Raw genomic sequence first — 15506 nt, 5'->3', positions numbered from 1 at the left:
ACGGCGGAGCCGGTCCGTGGAGCCCCGGCCGAGAAGGCCGGATCCGCTTCAGACCGGGGTCGACCGGGGGTGCGGGAGCCCCCGGAGCCGACCGTCGGCGGCGGTCACCACACCGCCCCGGCGAGCACATGACGTGACCGGCGGAACACAAAAAGCTGCAAAGTCGACCCCCGGTCGGGAGGCCAGGTGAGCTATCCTGCTGGGCAAGAAGGATCCGGGCAGCGTTGCCCCCGGGTCCTTTTGTGCTTTCAGCCGCCCCGTCGCGCGGCTGAAAGGATCGTACGAAGCAGTGCCGCAGACTCCCCCGGCCGAGGCCGGGAGCCCCGTCGCAGGGACCGAGGAGGAACCAGACGTCATGGGCGAGCGAAGCAGGCAGGACCGCACACAGAGGATGGAATACCCCAAGATGAGGGTAGGTGGTCGCAAGTGAGTTCACTTCTGCTGCTGACCAACGCACTCCAGCCGTCGACGGAGGTGCTTCCCGCGCTCGGCCTGTTGCTGCACAGCGTCCGGGTGGCTCCCGCCGAGGGCCCGGCTCTCATCGACACCCCAGGTGCCGACGTCATACTGATCGACGGCCGCCGTGACCTCCCGCACGTACGGTCGCTGTGCCAGCTGCTGCGGTCCACGGGGCCCGGCTGCCCGCTGGTCCTGGTCGTGACGGAGGGCGGACTCGCCGCCGTCACCGCGGACTGGGGGATCGACGACGTGCTGCTGGACACCGCGGGCCCCGCCGAGGTCGAGGCGCGGCTGCGGCTGGCGATGGGCCGCCAGCAGATCACGACCGACGACAGCCCGATGGAGATCCGTAACGGTGATCTCTCGGTGGACGAGGCGACCTACAGCGCGAAGCTGAAGGGGCGGGTCCTGGACCTGACCTTCAAGGAGTTCGAGCTGCTGAAGTACCTGGCGCAGCACCCGGGCCGGGTGTTCACCCGTGCCCAGCTCCTGCAGGAGGTGTGGGGCTACGACTACTTCGGCGGTACGCGGACGGTCGACGTCCATGTCCGCCGGCTGCGCGCCAAGCTCGGCCCCGAACACGAATCGCTGATCGGCACGGTCCGGAACGTCGGCTACCGCTTCGTGACGCCGGAGAAGGTGGAGCGGGCGGCGGAGGCCAAGGCCAAGGAGGCCAAGGCCAAGGAGGATGCGGCGAAGGCGGCGAAGCCCGCCCCGGACGCGGCACAGGACGAGCGCCGCGCGCCCGAGAGCGGTGGCGGCTCAGGGAAGACGGTCGCCACCGGCGCGGACCCCCACGGCGTACGGGCCGGACGCAGGTAGCGGCAAGTGGTGCGGCAGGCCCGTGAACCCGCGGAGAACTGCCGCACACGCCCTTGCACCACCCGCGTAGACTGCCGCGCGTGGCCAAGGTGACGCGGGATGACGTGGCAAGACTGGCGGGTACCTCGACCGCCGTTGTGAGCTATGTCATCAACAACGGACCACGGCCGGTCGCTCCGGCCACGCGCGAGCGGGTGCTCGCCGCCATCCAGGAGCTCGGCTACCGGCCGGACCGTGTCGCGCAGGCGATGGCGTCCCGCCGTACCGACCTCATAGGCCTGATCGTGCCGGACACCCGGCAGCCGTTCTTCGCGGAGATGGCGCACGCCGTCGAACAGGCCGCCGCCGAGCGCGGAAAGATGGTCCTGGTCGGCAACGCCAACTATCTCGACGAGCGCGAGGTGCACTATCTGCGCGCCTTCCTCGGGATGCGGGTGTCCGGGCTGATCCTGATCAGCCAGGGGCCCAGTGAGCACGCCGCCGCCGAGATCGACGCCTGGGACGCCCGGGTGGTGCTGCTGCACCGCCGGCCGGACGCCATCGACGATGTCGCGGTGATGACCGACGACGTCTGGGGCGCGCAGCTGGCGACCCGGCACCTGCTGGAGCACGGCCATCCCTACGTCGCCTTCCTCGGCGGCACGGAGGAGACCCCGAAGTCCGGCGACCCGGTCACCGACCACGTCGAGGGCTGGCGGCGGGCCATGCTGGAGTCCGGGAAGCCCACGGACGGCCGCTACTTCCAGGCGCCGTACAACCGCTATGACGCCTACCAGGTCGCGCTGAAGCTGCTGGCGGGTCCGGACCGGCCGCCGGCCATCATGTGCGCGACGGACGACCAGGCGATCGGGGTGCTGCGGGCCGCCCGCGAGCTGCGGATCGATGTGCCCGGCGAGCTGGCGGTCGCGGGCTTCGACGATGTGAAGGAAGCCGGGCTGACCGATCCGCCGCTGACCACGGTCGCCTCGGACCGCCAGGCGATGGCGCGCGCGGCGGTGGATCTGGTGCTGGACGACGGGCTGCGGATCGTCGGCTCCCGGCGCGAGCGGCTGCGGCAGTTCCCGTCGCGGCTGGTGGTGCGGCGCTCCTGTGGCTGCGGCGGCTGACGGAGCCGGGACGTACCGCTGATCCGGGCGCCTTTATATCGGTCATACCCTCTTCTGTCGGGTCTCTCAGGGCATTCTCAGGCCGTTCTCATGGACCGGCGGCAGAGTGATCACCATGACCGAGAGCTACCGCCGAAGCGGCGATGAGGTGCCACAGGACCGGCCGTACGCGTACGGCAACGATTTCGGTAACGGCCACGGCAATGAGCGTGGCGACGCCTACGGCAACGATCACGGCCGTCCGTACGGCCACGGGGTGGGTCAGGGTGTGCCGGGCGCGGCGGGCGCCGGGGGCGCTGGGGAGCGGGCGTTTCCGCCACCGCCCCCGTACGCGCCCGAGCCGCGGCGGCGGGCCCGCCGGCCGGTCGCGCTGATCGCGGCGGTGGCACTCGTCTCCGGTCTCATCGGGGGTGGGAGTGCGGCACTGATCGCCGGTGCCACCACCCAGGCGGCACAGAGCGGTCCCTCCACGCCGCTCGTCAACGCGGGCAAGACCGGCGGCAGCGGCGTCTCGGGGGTGGCCAAGGCAGTCAGCCCGGCGATCGTGGAGATCAAGGCGCGGACCGGCAGCGGCGAGTCCACCGGCTCCGGTGTGGTCGTCACCAGCAGCGGCGAGATCGTCACCAACAACCACGTGGTGGCCGGCGCCCGCACGGTCGCGGTCACCTTCAGCGACGGCAGCCGGAAGACGGCCGAGGTCGTCGGTACCGACCCGGGCAAGGACCTGGCGCTGATCAAGGTGCGCGGCGCCAAGGGCCTGACCGCGGCCTCGCTCGGCGACTCCGACAAGATCACGGTCGGCGACCAGGTGGTGGCGATCGGCTCGCCCGAGGGCCTGACCGGGTCCGTGACCAGCGGTATCGTCTCCGCCCTCAACCGGGATGTCACCGTCCCCAAGGAGGAGGGACAGGGGCAGGACCAAGGCCAGGGGCAGGACGGGCAGGGCGGCGGCGGTGGCTGGCCCTTCGAGTTCGGCGGCAACCACTACAACGGCGACACCGGTTCGTCGAAGACCTCGTACAAGGCCATACAGACCGACGCCTCGCTCAACCCGGGCAACTCCGGTGGCGCCCTGATCAATATGCAGGGACAGATCGTCGGCATCAACTCCGCGATGTACTCGCCGAGTTCGGCGAGCAGCAGCACGGCAGGCAGCATCGGCCTCGGCTTCGCCATCCCGATCAACACCGTCAAGGACGATCTGGACTCTCTGCGTGGCGGCGGGAGCGGTGGCAGCAACAGCGGCGTCTGATCGCCCGCGCATCCCTCTCCTCCCCAAGCGGTCGCCGGGAAGTACCCCGGCGGCCGCTGGAGCGTGCCACCGGCTCGCCCCGACGCCGACGCCGACGCCGACGCCGACGCCGCCTCCGGCCCGACCCGGCCCCGACACGACCCGTCCCGGCCCCGGCACGGGGCTCCCCGGATGCCGTCCAGGAGTACCCCTCTCGCGCCTCCCCCTGTCAGACGGCCCCCGCCGTGCAAGGCTGAGCACCAGCCGTTCCGACGTTCCGTTTCCCACCCGAGGTAGCCACGCATGAGTCCCGCCGAGCACGGTGATCATCCCGCCCGCATCCTGATCGTCGACGACGAGCCCGCGGTCCGGGAGGCCCTGCAGCGCTCACTGGTCTTCGAGGGGTACGTCACCGAGCAGGCGGTCGACGGTCTGGACGCGGTCGAGAAGGTTGCCGCCTTCGACCCCGAACTGATCGTGCTGGACGTCCTGATGCCCCGGATGGACGGGCTGACCGCCGCCCGCAGGCTGCGGGCGAGCGGGGTGCGGGTGCCGATCCTGATGCTGACCGCCCGTGACACGGTCGGCGACCGCGTCACGGGGCTGGACGCCGGCGCCGACGACTACCTGGTCAAGCCCTTCGAGCTGGACGAGCTGCTGGCCCGGATCCGCGCGCTGCTGCGCCGCAGCTCGTACGCGGCGGCGGCCGGTGCGCAGCCCGAGGAGGGCGAGACGCTGAGCCTGGGTGATCTGCGGATGGACCTGGCGACCCGCGAGGTGACCCGGGGCAGCCGGCAGGTCGAGCTGACCCGTACCGAATTCACCCTGCTGGAGATGTTCCTCGCGCACCCACGGCAGGTCCTCACCCGTGAGCAGATCCTGAAGGCCGTATGGGGCTTCGACTTCGAGCCCACCTCCAACTCCCTTGATGTGTACGTGATGTATCTGCGCCGCAAGACGGAAGCGGGCGGCGAGCCGCGGCTGGTGCACACCGTGCGGGGGGTCGGCTACGTCCTGCGGGCGGACGGCGGCGCGGAATGACCGGGCCGGCCCCCGCGCACGGAGCACACGGCACGGGCTTTGCACGGAGCCGGCTCGGCGCCCGGATCACGCGGCTGCCGTTGCGCTCGCGGCTGACCCTGCTCACCGCGACCGCGGTGGCGGTGGCGGTGGCCGTCTCCGCGCTGGCCTGCTGGCTGCTCACCCGGGCCCAGCTGCGCGACGAGGTGGACAACTCGCTGCAGAACGTCAGCGTCCCCGCGGAGTATCTGCAGGTGACCTACGCCAACTGCCAGCCCACCGACCCGACCGAGAACAAGAACGCCCCGCCCTCCTACTACAACGTCCAGATCGTGCAGGTCGACGGCTCGCGCTGCATCGGGCCCAACTCCCAGCCCCTGCAGGTGCAGCACTCGGACGTCGCCGTGGCACGGGGCCTGCAGCGCGACACCCTGCACGACGCCGTCACCACCGACGGCACGGACGTCCGGGTACTGACCAAGCACATCGGCGTCCAGGGCGTGCAGTTCGCGGTCTCCATCTCCCACCCGCTGACCGAGGCCAACAGCGCGCTGAACCGCCTGGCGCTGCTGCTGGCGGCGGTCGCGGGGCTGGGTGGCATCGGCGCGGGCACGGCGGGACTGGTCATCGCGCGCTCCGGCCTCAAGCCGGTGGACCGGCTGACCGGCGCCGTCGAGCATGTCGCCCGTACCCAGGACCTGACCATCCGCATCCCGGCCGACGGCGAGGACGAGATCGCCCGGCTCTCCCGCTCCTTCAACGCCATGACCGCCGCGCTGGCCGCCTCCCGCGATCTCCAGCAGCAGTTGATCGCGGACGCCGGCCATGAGCTGCGTACGCCGCTGACCTCACTGCGTACCAACATCGATCTGCTGGTGCGCAGCGAGCAGGCCGGCCGGCCGATCCCGGCGGCCGACAAGGCGGCGCTGCTGGCCTCGGTGAAGGCACAGATGGGGGAGCTGGCGGCGCTGATCGGCGATCTGCAGGAGCTGTCGCGGCCCCCGGCCCCTGGAGAGAGCGCCATCGAGGTCGTGGCGCTGCACGAGATCGTCGGCTCCGGGCTGCAGCGGGCCCGGCTGCGCGGCCCGTCCCTGACCATCGCGGCGGACCTCGCCCCCTGGTACGTACGGGCCGAGCCGGCCGCGCTGGAGCGGGCGGTGGTGAACCTGCTGGACAACGCGGTGAAGTTCAGCCCGCCCGGCGGCACCGTCGAGGTCCGGCTGGCGGGTGGCGAGCTGACCGTGCGCGATCACGGCCCGGGCATTCCGCAGGACGAACTTCCGCATGTCTTCGAGCGGTTCTGGCGCTCGCCGTCCGCCCGCAGCCTGCCCGGCAGCGGTCTGGGACTGTCGATCGTGGCGCGTACGGCGGAACAGGCGGGCGGCGCCGTACGGCTGCGGTCCGCGGACCTCGGCGGCACGGAGGCGGTACTGACGCTGCCGGGCGCCAAGACGCCGCCGCCCGGGATACCGGAGGAGCCGCCGAGGCCCCAGGGCCCGCCTCCGGGAGTGCGGTAGGGGCGCAGTAACGGCGGAGTGCCGGGAACGCAGTGAGGGCGGCGTCCCGGGAACGCAGCAGGGGCGGCGTCCCCCAAGACGCCGCCCCTGCTGCCCGCCCCTGCCGGGGCGAGCCCGCACTTTTCTGCCTTGCTATTTCTCCGCCTTCTTCGCCGCGTCCCCGAACGGCAGGTTCGACCCCGAAAGGTCGGCGCGGATGCCGTCCCGCTCGACGGAGATATGCCGCAGCCGGACGTTCCCGGGCGTCTTGGGGAGCTGGAAGGACAGCGACAGCCGGTCCGCGAGCTGCGGCTTGGTGAGCCCGGTCAGCGTGCCGAGGATCTTCGGGTCGATGCCCACCTTCTGCAGCAGCCAGGGGTGGTCCGCGACCACATCGACGAGATTGACCTTCATCAGCTTCTGGACGAAGCGCGGCGACCCGGTCAGCTCGTGCAGCTTCTGCTCGTTGCTCAGCGCGTCCTGGATGTAGGCCTTGGGGATGCCGATACGGTCGACGATCGCCGGGATGCTGAGCATCGCCTTGACCTTCTCGGCCTGCCGGCTGAGCTCGGCGGCGGTCTTGCGGGTCAGCCGCAGGCCCTCTTCCTTGCCGGTGCCGGGGCGGTAGACGGCGATGTCACCGATGTCCAGGCGCATCCGGCTGATGTCGGTGGAGATGCCGCGGTCGCCGGCCCGCTGAATGCGCGCCTCGGCCCGTACCCGCAAATCATGGCCGGCGATCGGCAGTTGACCGACCGCGCGAACGGAATTCGGGCCCATCTCGCTGAATTTCACCTGCGAGGCGCCCAGTTCGCGGTTCATGTCGTCGAAGGCCAGCAGCACGCTGCCGTGCATTTGGCCGATCGTGGCGCCCTTGATGGAGCTGGGCAGATCGCCGTCAATACGGACGTCGTTGGCGGTGGCCTCGAATTTCGCCAGCGAAACCCGGTCGGCGGCCAGGTCGGGAATGGTGACCTTCACCTGGTCGACGTGCTTGTCCATGACCTGGGTGAGGAACGGGAACCCCTCGATATCGACCTCGGGAGTGGCGTTCAGATGCAGGGCATCCTTCACCTTTTCCGCGGTCTTGTTCTGCGCGTACAGCACCGCGAACCGGTCGAAGAGTCCGAGGAAGGAGGTGCCGACGAGGACGGCGACCAGCAGCTTCAGGGCGAGCGGTATGGCGGCGAACCGGCTGAGGCCGCGCTTCTTGCGGCGGTGGTTCGGCGGCTTCCAGGCCTCGCCGTCCGTCTCGTCGTCCGAGCGCAGGCCGAGGCCCAGCGGGTCGTCGCTGTCGTCGCGCTCGTTGAGGTAGGTGCGGCGGCGGGGAGCGCCGGCGGCGTCCAACGAGTCGGGTCCCCACTCCGGTTCGGGCTCCGGCTCGGGATCGGCGAGGGCCGCCAGATCCGCGTACGGGTTGACCATGTCGAGCTTTCTGGTGTCGCCCGTGGAATCGTCCGGGGCGCCCGTCGTGGCGGTGGCGGAGTGCGGCCGGCCGGCGGGCGGGGGCGAAGGTGAAGGTATGCGTGTGGGGGTTCGCATCCGTACATCTGACCACGGTCAGGACCCTTGAACGCAAGTTGTACCGGCAGTAAGTCGGATACGTGAGGGTTGTCCCGCCGGTCTTGATAAAAATTTGCCGCGCTTGTGGGGTGACCTGAACTACCGTCACCCTCTTGGTGACCTGACCGGCAGCGTGCGCCTTGTCGGGATCCGTCGCACTCTCTCCGCCGTATCGGTCGTATCCGCCGTGGCGCACCTTCGTCGATTCCTTCCGCTCCCTCAGTCCGTTCGACTCATTCGACCCATTCGACCGACAAACCGAAGAGGGCAGTCATCCCATGACGTCTCACGAAGGCCGTTCCATGATCGTCGTTACCGGGGCAACCGGCAATATCGGCCGCAGCCTTGTCGGCCGGCTCCTCGCCGAGGGTGCCGCCGTACGCGCGCTGACCCGTGATCCGGCGCGCGCCGCGCTGCCGTCCGGGGCCGAAACGGCCGGCGCCGACCTCAACGGCACCGACGACCTCGCACCGCTGCTGGCCGGCGCCGATGCGCTGTTCCTCAATCTCGCGGCCGGCGGCGAGAGGGCCGCGCGGGCGGTGCTCGACGCAGCCGTCCGGGCCGGGGTCCGCCGGGTGGTCCTCAACTCCTCGATGGCGGTGTCCGATACCCCGGACGACGACGCCCATGTCATCTCCCGGCTGCACGCCGGTCTGGAGCGCGCGGTAGGCGATTCCGGTCTGGAGTGGACCTTCGTCCGTGGCGGCAACTACGCCACCAACGCCCTTGCCTGGGCTCCCTCGATCCGCGAGTCCGGCGTGGTGCGCGAGGCGCACCCGGGCGCGCAGGGCGTCCCCGTCCACGAGGCCGACCTCGCCGACGTCGCGGCCGTCGCCCTGCTGGACCGCAGCGGCGCGCACCTGGGCAAGGCGTATACCGTCACCGGTCCGGAGCGGATGACCCTCGCCGAGCAGATCGCCGAGATCGGGCGGGCGACCGGCAGGGAGATCCGGGTCGAGCAGATCTCCGAGGACGAAGCGGCCGAGGCGATGTCCGGGGGGTTCCTGACCAAGGAGGACGCGCTGGAAGTCGTCCGGATGTTCGGCCGGATGGTCGATGCGCCGCCCTTCCCGGTCTCGGACGCCGTCGAGCGGATCACCGGCCGTCCGGGCCGGACGTTCGCCCGGTGGGCACGGGATCACGCCGCCGACTTCTCCTGAACGCCCCTGAGGGCCGCCGGTGCCCCCGGCGGCCCTCAGGCGTTTTCGGTGACCCGCGGGAGCCTTCGGTGGAGCACGGTCAGCGGCACCATCACCACCGCGCCTGCGGAGAAGTACCCATCGACCGCCATGTCCGTCCAGAACGTCCCGGACGCCAGGTCGGCCGGCCGCTCCGCGAGCCCCAGCAGGCCGTAGGGGGTGAGCCCGGTGACCATGGTGAGGTCTTCGATGAGCCCCGGCACACCCCGTACGACCAGCAGGGCCGCCCCGAACCGCAGCGGCAGCCACACCGTCCATGGGGGGGCGGCGGCCCCATGGCCGTACGGCGGCCAGGGCGGGCACGGCACCCGCCGCCGACATCGCGGTGATCAGCCCGTCGTAGGCCCGTAGGGCGGTCCCCCGACTCCCGCTGGGGGACCGCCCACTCCCCCTCGGGGAGCCCGGTGCCGCGACGGCCCGGCAGGGAACTCCGCGCCGGGCCGTCACCGCCGCTGCCGCGTCCCGACCGTGCCCGTTGCACACGGTCGGCTGCCGCGGCCTACTTCACGACCGTGATCCGGTCCGCTTTCGGCGGGGTGAGGGGGCTGCCGGCCGAGGAGTGGGCGGTCAGGTAGCCGGTGAAGGCGTCCAGGTCGGAGGGGCCGACGTACTTGTTCTTGCCGTCCTTGAAGGCGGCGAAGCCGTCACCGCCGCCCGCCAGGAACTCGTTCATCGCCACGCGGTAGGTCTTGGCGGGGTCGAGGGCGGCGCCGTTGAGCTTGACCGAGTCCTTGACGACGCGGTCGGCGCCCTTCTTGGTCATGTCGAGGGTGTAGGTCAGGCCCTGAGAGATCTGGAGGACCTTGGAGGAGGCCTCGTTGGGGCCGCTGACCTGCTGCTGGAGTGCGGTGAGGAGCTGGGCTCCGGTGAGGTCGACGACGTTCATCATGTTGGTGAAGGGCTGGACGGTGAACGCCTCCCCGTAGGTGACCACCCCGTCGCCCTCCGAGCCGGACGCCTTGAAGGCGAGGTCGGAGCGCACCCCGCCGGGGTTCATCAGGGCGAGCTGGGCGCCGCCCTTGCCGTCCGCCTTGGTGGCCTCCAGCTGGGCGTCGGCGATGACATCGCCGAGCGGTGACTCGGGGGCGGCGGCGCCGCGGCCCGCGATATCGGCGGAGATGTGGCCGACGGGACGGGCCGCGACCGGTGCGGCCAGCTTGTTCCAGCGGGTGATCAGCGACGTCAGGTCCGCGGCCTTGGGCTGGGTGCGGTCGACGACGTGGTTGACCGCGCCGGGCGCCTTGACGCTGGTCCGCACGATGTCACGGGTGCGGCGGTCGTAGGTCAGCGTGGTGTCGGTGTAGAGCTTGCCGTAGGACGCGGCGGAGGTGACGGTGCGCGGCCGGCCGGACGGGTCCGGGATGGTGCAGCTGTACGCCTGGTGCGTGTGGCCGGTGACCAGCGCGTCGACCTTCGGGGTGACGTGCTTGGCGATGTCGGTGATCGGGCCCGAGATCCCTCCCCCAGAGCTGGACGCCCGGGAGGACCCCCATCCGGGGCCGGGGCCGTCGCAGCGGTAGTTGTAGGAGGTGGAGGCCGGCAGGCCGCCCTCGTGGATGAGGGCGACGATCGCCTTCACGCCCTGGTGGTTGAGGACCTTGGCGTACTTGTTGATCGTCTCGACCTCGTCGTGGAACTTCAGGCCCTTGACGCCGCCCGCGCTGACGACGTCCGGGGTGCCCTCCAGCGTCACGCCGATGAAGCCGATCTTCACGCCCTTGTGCTTCCAGACGGTGTACGGCTTGAGCAGCGGCTTGCCGGTCTTCTCGTCCGTGACGTTGGCGGCGAGGTACGGGAAGTCCGCGCCCCGGAACTTCTTGCCCTTCTCGTAGCAGCCGTCCTTGGGGTGGCAGCCGCCGTTCTGCAGGCGCGTCAGTTCCGCCCGGCCCTCGTCGAATTCGTGGTTGCCGACGGAGGTGACGTCGAGGCCCAGCTTGTTCATCGCCTCGATGGTCGGCTCGTCGTGGAACAGCCCGGACATCAGCGGGCTGGCTCCGACCAGGTCGCCGGCCGCCGCGGTGACCGAGTAGGGGTGGCCCTTACGGGCCGTGCGCAGCGACTGTGCGAGGTACTCGACGCCGCCCGCGGGGATGCTCTTCTTGCTGCCGTCCGGCTGGGCCTCCTCGACCGTGCCGGAGGAGCCCTGCGGCGGTTCGAGATTGCCGTGGAAGTCGTTGAAGGAGAGCAGCTGCACATCGACGGTGCGGCCGGTGCGGGCGGGGTGGCCGGTGTCGGCCCCGGCCGGCAGGGCGGCGGCGGTGAGCCCGGCGGCGGCCAGTACGGCGGCGCCGATCGTCAATCTTCGCAGGGCGCGGCCCCGTTGCGGTGTCGCTGGCATGTGTTCCCCTCCTGGATGGTCCTGAGCGGACGGCAGCTTATTGTCGACGCGCGTAGTGCAACAGGGGTTGCCGGGTGACGAGCTGGTTGCAGGGCGGGTGACGAGCTGGTGCCGGGAAGGGCGGGGGAACGCGGGGGCTGCCCCTCCGGGGACGCGGGGGCTGCCCCTCCGGGAACGCGGGTGGTGCCCCTCCGGGAACCCGACTGGGTCGTACGCTTCACACATGACTGACGCTGCACAGGAGATGGGCCGGGCCGGCCGCCGGATCCAGGTGGTCGACGAGCTCGCGCCGGAAGAGGCCACGGCCGTCGCCGAGCTGATCGAGCGGGCGGCTCGTACGGACGGGCAGCCCGCCGTGTCCGAGCAGGGGCGGCTGCAGCTGCGCGGGGGCGCGCGCCCCGGCGTACGCCATGTGCTGCTGTACCTGCGGGGCGACGAGGCCGAGGAGCTGGTCGCGTACGGGCAGCTGGAGGACACCGACCCGGTGGAGGCGCCGGCCGCCGAGCTGGTGGTGCACCCGGGCTACCGCGGCCGCGGGCACGGCCGGGCGCTGGGCAGCGAGCTGCTGGAGCAGTCCGGGCGCCGGCTGCGGGTCTGGGCGCACGGCGGGCATCCGGCCGCCCGGCGTCTCGCCCAGACCCTGGGGCTGACGATGTTCCGGGAGCTGCGCCAGATGCGGCGCTCGCTGACGGACCTGGAGCTGCCGGAGCCGGTGCTCCCCGAGGGGGTGTCCCTGCGGACCTTCCAGCCGGGCATCGATGACGAGGCCTGGCTGGAGGTGAACGCGGAGGCCTTTGCGCACCACCCGGAGCAGGGTTCGCTGATCCAGCGCGATCTGGACGACCGCAAGGGCGAGGCGTGGTTCGACCCGAAGGGCTTCTTCCTGGCGGAGAAGGGCGGCCGGCTGGTCGGCTTCCACTGGACCAAGGTGCACGCCGACGAGGGCCTGGGCGAGGTCTATGTGCTCGGGGTGCGGCCGGGCGCCCAGGGCGGCGGCCTGGGCAAGGCGCTGACCTCGGTGGGGCTGCGGCATCTGGCCGGCCAGGGCCTGCCGACGGCGATGCTGTACGTGGACGCGGACAACGCGGCGGCGGTGAGCGTGTACGAGCGGATGGGGTTCGCCACGCACGAGACGGATCTGATGTACCGCTCGGAGACCTGAGGCCGCTCGGAGACCTGAGGCCGCTCGGAGCGGTGAGACCGGGCGAAGAGGTGAGACCGGGCGGCGGATGAGCGCGCGGCGGACGAGCATGCAGCGGGGCGGGCCCACCAGGGTCCGCCCCGCTGTGTCATTGCTGCCGCGTGGGCTCTTCCTGCTGCGCCCGCCACTCGCGCGCCAGCATCGCGTAGACGACCTCGTCGGACCATTCCCCGTCGAGGAACTCGTTCTCCCGCAGATGGCCTTCCCGGCGCATCCCCAGCCGTTCCAGCAACCGGGCTGAGGCGGTGTTGCGGCCGTCCAACTCGGCCTGGATGCGGTGCAGGCGCAGTTCCTCGAAGCCCAGCCTCAGCAGCGCCCGGCTCGCCTCGGTGGCGTAGCCGTGGCCGGTGTGGTCCGGGTGGAAGACGTAGCCGATGCCGCCCTGGCGGTGGGTGCGGCTCTCCCAGACGAAGGTGACGTCGCCGACCAGGGTGCCGCTCTCGCGCACGACGACGGCGAGCTGGAGGACGTCGCCGGACTCGCGCAGCACGGTGCGGGTGGTCTTGGCGGTGACGGAGGCCCGGGACCCGGCCTCGTCGAGGGGGCCCCAGTAGAGGTAGCGGCAGACCTCGGGGCGGCGCTGGTAGGCGTGGATCGCGGCGAAATCGTCGTGGATGACCGGGCGCAGGTCCAGGCGTTCGGTGCGTATCGGGTAGTCGGGCGTGTACGGCAGCGGCGGCGTCACGGGCGCGGAGAACGGGGGCACGGCGGCAGCGTAGGCAGCGGAGGTTGACAGGTGCAGCCCATTTCCCCCACCCTTTCACTACTTAATTAGTGGAATGGCTCAGGGGGACGAGTGATGCGGCCAGTGGATACGGACGAGGTGGCCGGCCGGGCCTCCGGGCGCACCGCCATCGAGGCGATCGGCCTCGGCAGGCGCCACCGCCGCCGCTGGGCACTGCGCGACTGCACCTTCCGGCTGCCGGCCGGCCGTATCTGCGCACTGGTCGGTCCCGGCGGTGCCGGGAAGAGCACCCTGCTCTCGCTCGTCTCCGGCCTGACCCGCCCCAGCGAGGGGGCCGTACGCATCGGTGGCGAGGGACCGGCCGGCGCCGCGGTCCGCGCCCGGACCGCCCATGTCACCCAGGACAAGCCCCTCTACCCGCGGCTGACGGTCGCCGAGACGCTGCGGATGGGCCGCGCGCTCAACCCCGGCCGCTGGAACGGGGCGTGCGCCGAACGGATCGTCCGGGAGGGCCGGCTGCCCCTCGACGCCCGGGCCGGCGCCCTCTCCGGCGGGCAGCGCACCCGCCTCGGGCTCGCCCTGGCCTTCGCCAGGAGCCCCGAACTCCTGCTCCTCGACGAGCCGTTGGCCGGGCTCGACCCGATCGCCCGGCACCGGTTCACCGCACTGCTGCTGGCCCAGGCGACCGAGCACGGCACCACCGTCGTGCTGTCGTCGGACCTGCTCGCCGAGCTCGACGGGGTCTGTGACCACCTGCTGGTACTGGGCGGCGGCCGGGTGCGGCTGGCGGGCGAGGTCGATGACGTCATCGGGGCGCACACCCTGGTGATGGGGGCGCACCGGAACGGCGCGCTGCCGCCCGCGATCGCGGCGCACACGGTCGTCGAGGCGCAGCTGTCAGGGCGTCACTTCACCGCCGTCGTGCGGCGGAAGGGCACGGTCGCCGCCGGCCCCTGGGAGACCGCGGACCCGTCCTTGGAGGAGCTTCTGCTTGCCTATCTGCGCGCGCCCGACGCGCCCGGCGCGCCCGTGCTGATGGCGCCGAGCGCGGAGCCGGCCTCGGCGCGGCGGTGCCGCCGGCCCGGCAACAAGCCGGGGATCCCCGGTATGCCGCGCAACGGACCGCCCGGCCCGGCAGGCCGTACGGGCGGATGGAACAGGCTGCCGGGCGGACGGGAGCGCCCGCCCGGCGCAGGGAACGGCCCGCCGGGCGGCGCGGCGGGCACACGGTATGACCACCACAGCGGCAAGGGAGCGGCAGCATGACCACCACGGCACACCCCGGTACGAAGGGGCGCGGCACAGCGGGCGATCCGGGCGGGATCCGGGAGGCGGGCCTGGCACCGCTGGGCGGTCTCGTCTGGCTGGTGTGGCGCCAGCACCGACTGGTCTTCGGCGTGCTGCTGGCCGTGGCGGCCGCCGGCGCGGTCTGGTGCGCGGTGCTGCGCGGTCAGACGGCCGGATTCATCGACGCCCACCACATCGCCGGCTGCTCGCAGATCTCCCTCGATCCGCGCTGCGAGCACACCCAGGAGGCGGTCACCACCTTCCGCGACACCTACGGCTCGCCCCTGCGGCTCGTCGAAGTGGGCCTGGTGCTGCTGCCCGTCCTGGTCGGGCTGTTCCTCGGCGCCCCGCTGATCGCGCGCGAGCTGGAGGCCGGTACCCACAAGCTCGTCCTGACCCAGTCGGTCGGCCCGCTGCGCTGGCTGGCGGCGAAGATCTGCCTGCCCGCGCTGGTCGTCCTGACCGCCGCCACGGGGCTCTCGCTGGCCTTCAGCTGGCTCTGGCAGGTCGCCGGCGACGAGGTCTCCGGCTTCTACTGGTACTCGACCCTCGGCTTCCACGCGCTCGGCCCGGTGCCGGTCGCCTACTCCCTGCTGGCCCTGGTGGTCGGCGTACTGGCCGGTCTGCTGCTGCGCCGTACGGTGCTGTCGATGGGCGTCACGCTCGCCGCCGTCGTAGCGCTGCAGGTGGCACTGGCCCAGCTCAGGCCCTATCTTCTGCCGGTCGTGACGACAAAGTTCCCGCACCACCGCCCCGCCCAGCTGCCGGACGACGCCTGGCTCGTCGGACAGGGCAACTACACCCGCTCCGGCGCCCGGCTGCCCGACGCCCCGTGCGATCCCGGCCCGAGCAACGAGAGCTGTATGCGGCAGCACGATGTGGCCGGCCAGTACATGGACCACCACCCGGCGTCGCACCACTGGCCGCTGGCGTGGACCGAGGCCGGGATCGTGCTGGCGGTGGCGGCGGTGCTGACGGTGATCGCCTTCCGGGTGATGCGGCGCCGGCACGGCTGAACCGGCCGCAGGGGCGCCTCCCGTGGTGGCCCGCAACCCGGAAGGCACCATGCGTGTGACAAAGGCCGCCCCGGGGGAGGCAC

The 15506-nt window shown here is 71.8% G+C and carries 13 protein-coding genes; 9 read left to right on the top strand and 4 right to left on the bottom strand.

Annotated features, from left to right (window positions below):
- Nucleotides 1–426 precede the first annotated feature (426 nt).
- From ACGFR7_RS26375 to ACGFR7_RS26355, 5 genes are all read left to right on the top strand, one after another.
- The gene (locus ACGFR7_RS26375; RefSeq protein WP_393323964.1) at nucleotides 427–1281 is read left to right on the top strand and encodes a response regulator transcription factor; all 855 of its coding nucleotides are present in this window, start codon (nucleotides 427–429) and stop codon (nucleotides 1279–1281) included.
- 80 nt (nucleotides 1282–1361) lie between these two features.
- Nucleotides 1362–2387, top strand: coding sequence for a LacI family DNA-binding transcriptional regulator (locus ACGFR7_RS26370; RefSeq protein ID WP_393323961.1), 1026 nt, complete (start codon nucleotides 1362–1364; stop codon nucleotides 2385–2387).
- A 115-nt stretch (nucleotides 2388–2502) separates the two neighbouring features.
- Nucleotides 2503–3639 (top strand): S1C family serine protease, encoded by a 1137-nt coding sequence (locus tag ACGFR7_RS26365; protein WP_393323958.1) that lies wholly within the window; start codon nucleotides 2503–2505, stop codon nucleotides 3637–3639.
- 282 nt (nucleotides 3640–3921) lie between these two features.
- Nucleotides 3922–4659, top strand: coding sequence for a response regulator transcription factor (locus ACGFR7_RS26360; RefSeq protein ID WP_350252863.1), 738 nt, complete (start codon nucleotides 3922–3924; stop codon nucleotides 4657–4659).
- On the top strand, nucleotides 4656–6155 hold the full coding sequence (locus ACGFR7_RS26355) for an ATP-binding protein (RefSeq protein WP_393323954.1): 1500 nt from the start codon (nucleotides 4656–4658) through the stop codon (nucleotides 6153–6155). Before ACGFR7_RS26360 ends, ACGFR7_RS26355 begins: the two co-directional genes overlap by 4 nt.
- 132 nt (nucleotides 6156–6287) lie before the next feature.
- On the opposite strand, the gene ACGFR7_RS26350 is transcribed toward ACGFR7_RS26355, so the two are convergent.
- Entirely contained in the window at nucleotides 6288–7676 is a 1389-nt protein-coding gene (locus ACGFR7_RS26350) for a DUF2993 domain-containing protein (protein ID WP_393323950.1), read from the bottom strand.
- Between the two features lie 299 nt (nucleotides 7677–7975).
- Here ACGFR7_RS26350 and ACGFR7_RS26345 point away from each other — a divergent pair, with 299 nt between their 5' ends.
- A complete protein-coding gene (locus ACGFR7_RS26345) occupies nucleotides 7976–8857 on the top strand; it encodes an NAD(P)H-binding protein (RefSeq protein WP_393323947.1) in 882 nt (293 codons plus the stop codon).
- 35 nt (nucleotides 8858–8892) lie between these two features.
- Here the strand turns inward: ACGFR7_RS26345 and ACGFR7_RS26340 are convergent, their stop codons facing one another.
- Entirely contained in the window at nucleotides 8893–9147 is a 255-nt protein-coding gene (locus ACGFR7_RS26340) for a hypothetical protein (protein WP_393323944.1), read from the bottom strand.
- 248 nt (nucleotides 9148–9395) lie between these two features.
- On the bottom strand, nucleotides 9396–11234 hold the full coding sequence (locus ACGFR7_RS26335) for a bifunctional metallophosphatase/5'-nucleotidase (RefSeq protein WP_393323942.1): 1839 nt from the start codon (nucleotides 11232–11234) through the stop codon (nucleotides 9396–9398).
- Between the two features lie 223 nt (nucleotides 11235–11457).
- On the opposite strand from ACGFR7_RS26335, the gene mshD reads away from it, so the two are divergent.
- Entirely contained in the window at nucleotides 11458–12396 is a 939-nt protein-coding gene (gene mshD / locus ACGFR7_RS26330; protein WP_393323939.1) for a mycothiol synthase, read from the top strand.
- 127 nt (nucleotides 12397–12523) lie between these two features.
- On the opposite strand, the gene ACGFR7_RS26325 is transcribed toward mshD, so the two are convergent.
- The gene (locus tag ACGFR7_RS26325) at nucleotides 12524–13141 is read right to left on the bottom strand and encodes a GNAT family N-acetyltransferase (protein WP_393323936.1); all 618 of its coding nucleotides are present in this window, start codon (nucleotides 13139–13141) and stop codon (nucleotides 12524–12526) included.
- Between the two features lie 93 nt (nucleotides 13142–13234).
- Here ACGFR7_RS26325 and ACGFR7_RS26320 point away from each other — a divergent pair, with 93 nt between their 5' ends.
- Nucleotides 13235–14386, top strand: coding sequence for an ATP-binding cassette domain-containing protein (locus tag ACGFR7_RS26320; RefSeq protein WP_393323933.1), 1152 nt, complete (start codon nucleotides 13235–13237; stop codon nucleotides 14384–14386).
- On the top strand, nucleotides 14383–15423 hold the full coding sequence (locus tag ACGFR7_RS26315; RefSeq protein ID WP_393323930.1) for an ABC transporter permease: 1041 nt from the start codon (nucleotides 14383–14385) through the stop codon (nucleotides 15421–15423). The genes ACGFR7_RS26320 and ACGFR7_RS26315 overlap by 4 nt, the downstream gene beginning before the upstream one ends.
- Nucleotides 15424–15506 lie beyond the last annotated feature (83 nt).

It is taken from the genome of Streptomyces sp. NPDC048516, assembly GCF_043199875.1.
Taxonomy (GTDB): Bacteria; Actinomycetota; Actinomycetes; order Streptomycetales; family Streptomycetaceae; genus Streptomyces.
Note: the sequence above shows the minus strand (reverse complement) of the source record. Positions and strands in the feature narration are given on the sequence as shown.

Excerpts from the sequence above, each read along its gene's own strand:
- ACGFR7_RS26365 (WP_393323958.1), top strand. The coding sequence starts at position 2,503 with ATGACCGAGAGCTACCGCCGAAGCGGCGATGAGGTGCCACAGGACCGG.
- ACGFR7_RS26360 (WP_350252863.1), top strand. The coding sequence starts at position 3,922 with ATGAGTCCCGCCGAGCACGGTGATCATCCCGCCCGCATCCTGATCGTC.
- ACGFR7_RS26355 (WP_393323954.1), top strand. The coding sequence starts at position 4,656 with ATGACCGGGCCGGCCCCCGCGCACGGAGCACACGGCACGGGCTTTGCA.
- ACGFR7_RS26350 (WP_393323950.1), bottom strand. The coding sequence starts at position 7,676 with ATGCGAACCCCCACACGCATACCTTCACCTTCGCCCCCGCCCGCCGGC.
- ACGFR7_RS26345 (WP_393323947.1), top strand. The coding sequence starts at position 7,976 with ATGACGTCTCACGAAGGCCGTTCCATGATCGTCGTTACCGGGGCAACC.
- ACGFR7_RS26335 (WP_393323942.1), bottom strand. The coding sequence starts at position 11,234 with ATGCCAGCGACACCGCAACGGGGCCGCGCCCTGCGAAGATTGACGATC.
- mshD (WP_393323939.1), top strand. The coding sequence starts at position 11,458 with ATGACTGACGCTGCACAGGAGATGGGCCGGGCCGGCCGCCGGATCCAG.
- ACGFR7_RS26320 (WP_393323933.1), top strand. The coding sequence starts at position 13,235 with ATGCGGCCAGTGGATACGGACGAGGTGGCCGGCCGGGCCTCCGGGCGC.
- ACGFR7_RS26315 (WP_393323930.1), top strand. The coding sequence starts at position 14,383 with ATGACCACCACGGCACACCCCGGTACGAAGGGGCGCGGCACAGCGGGC.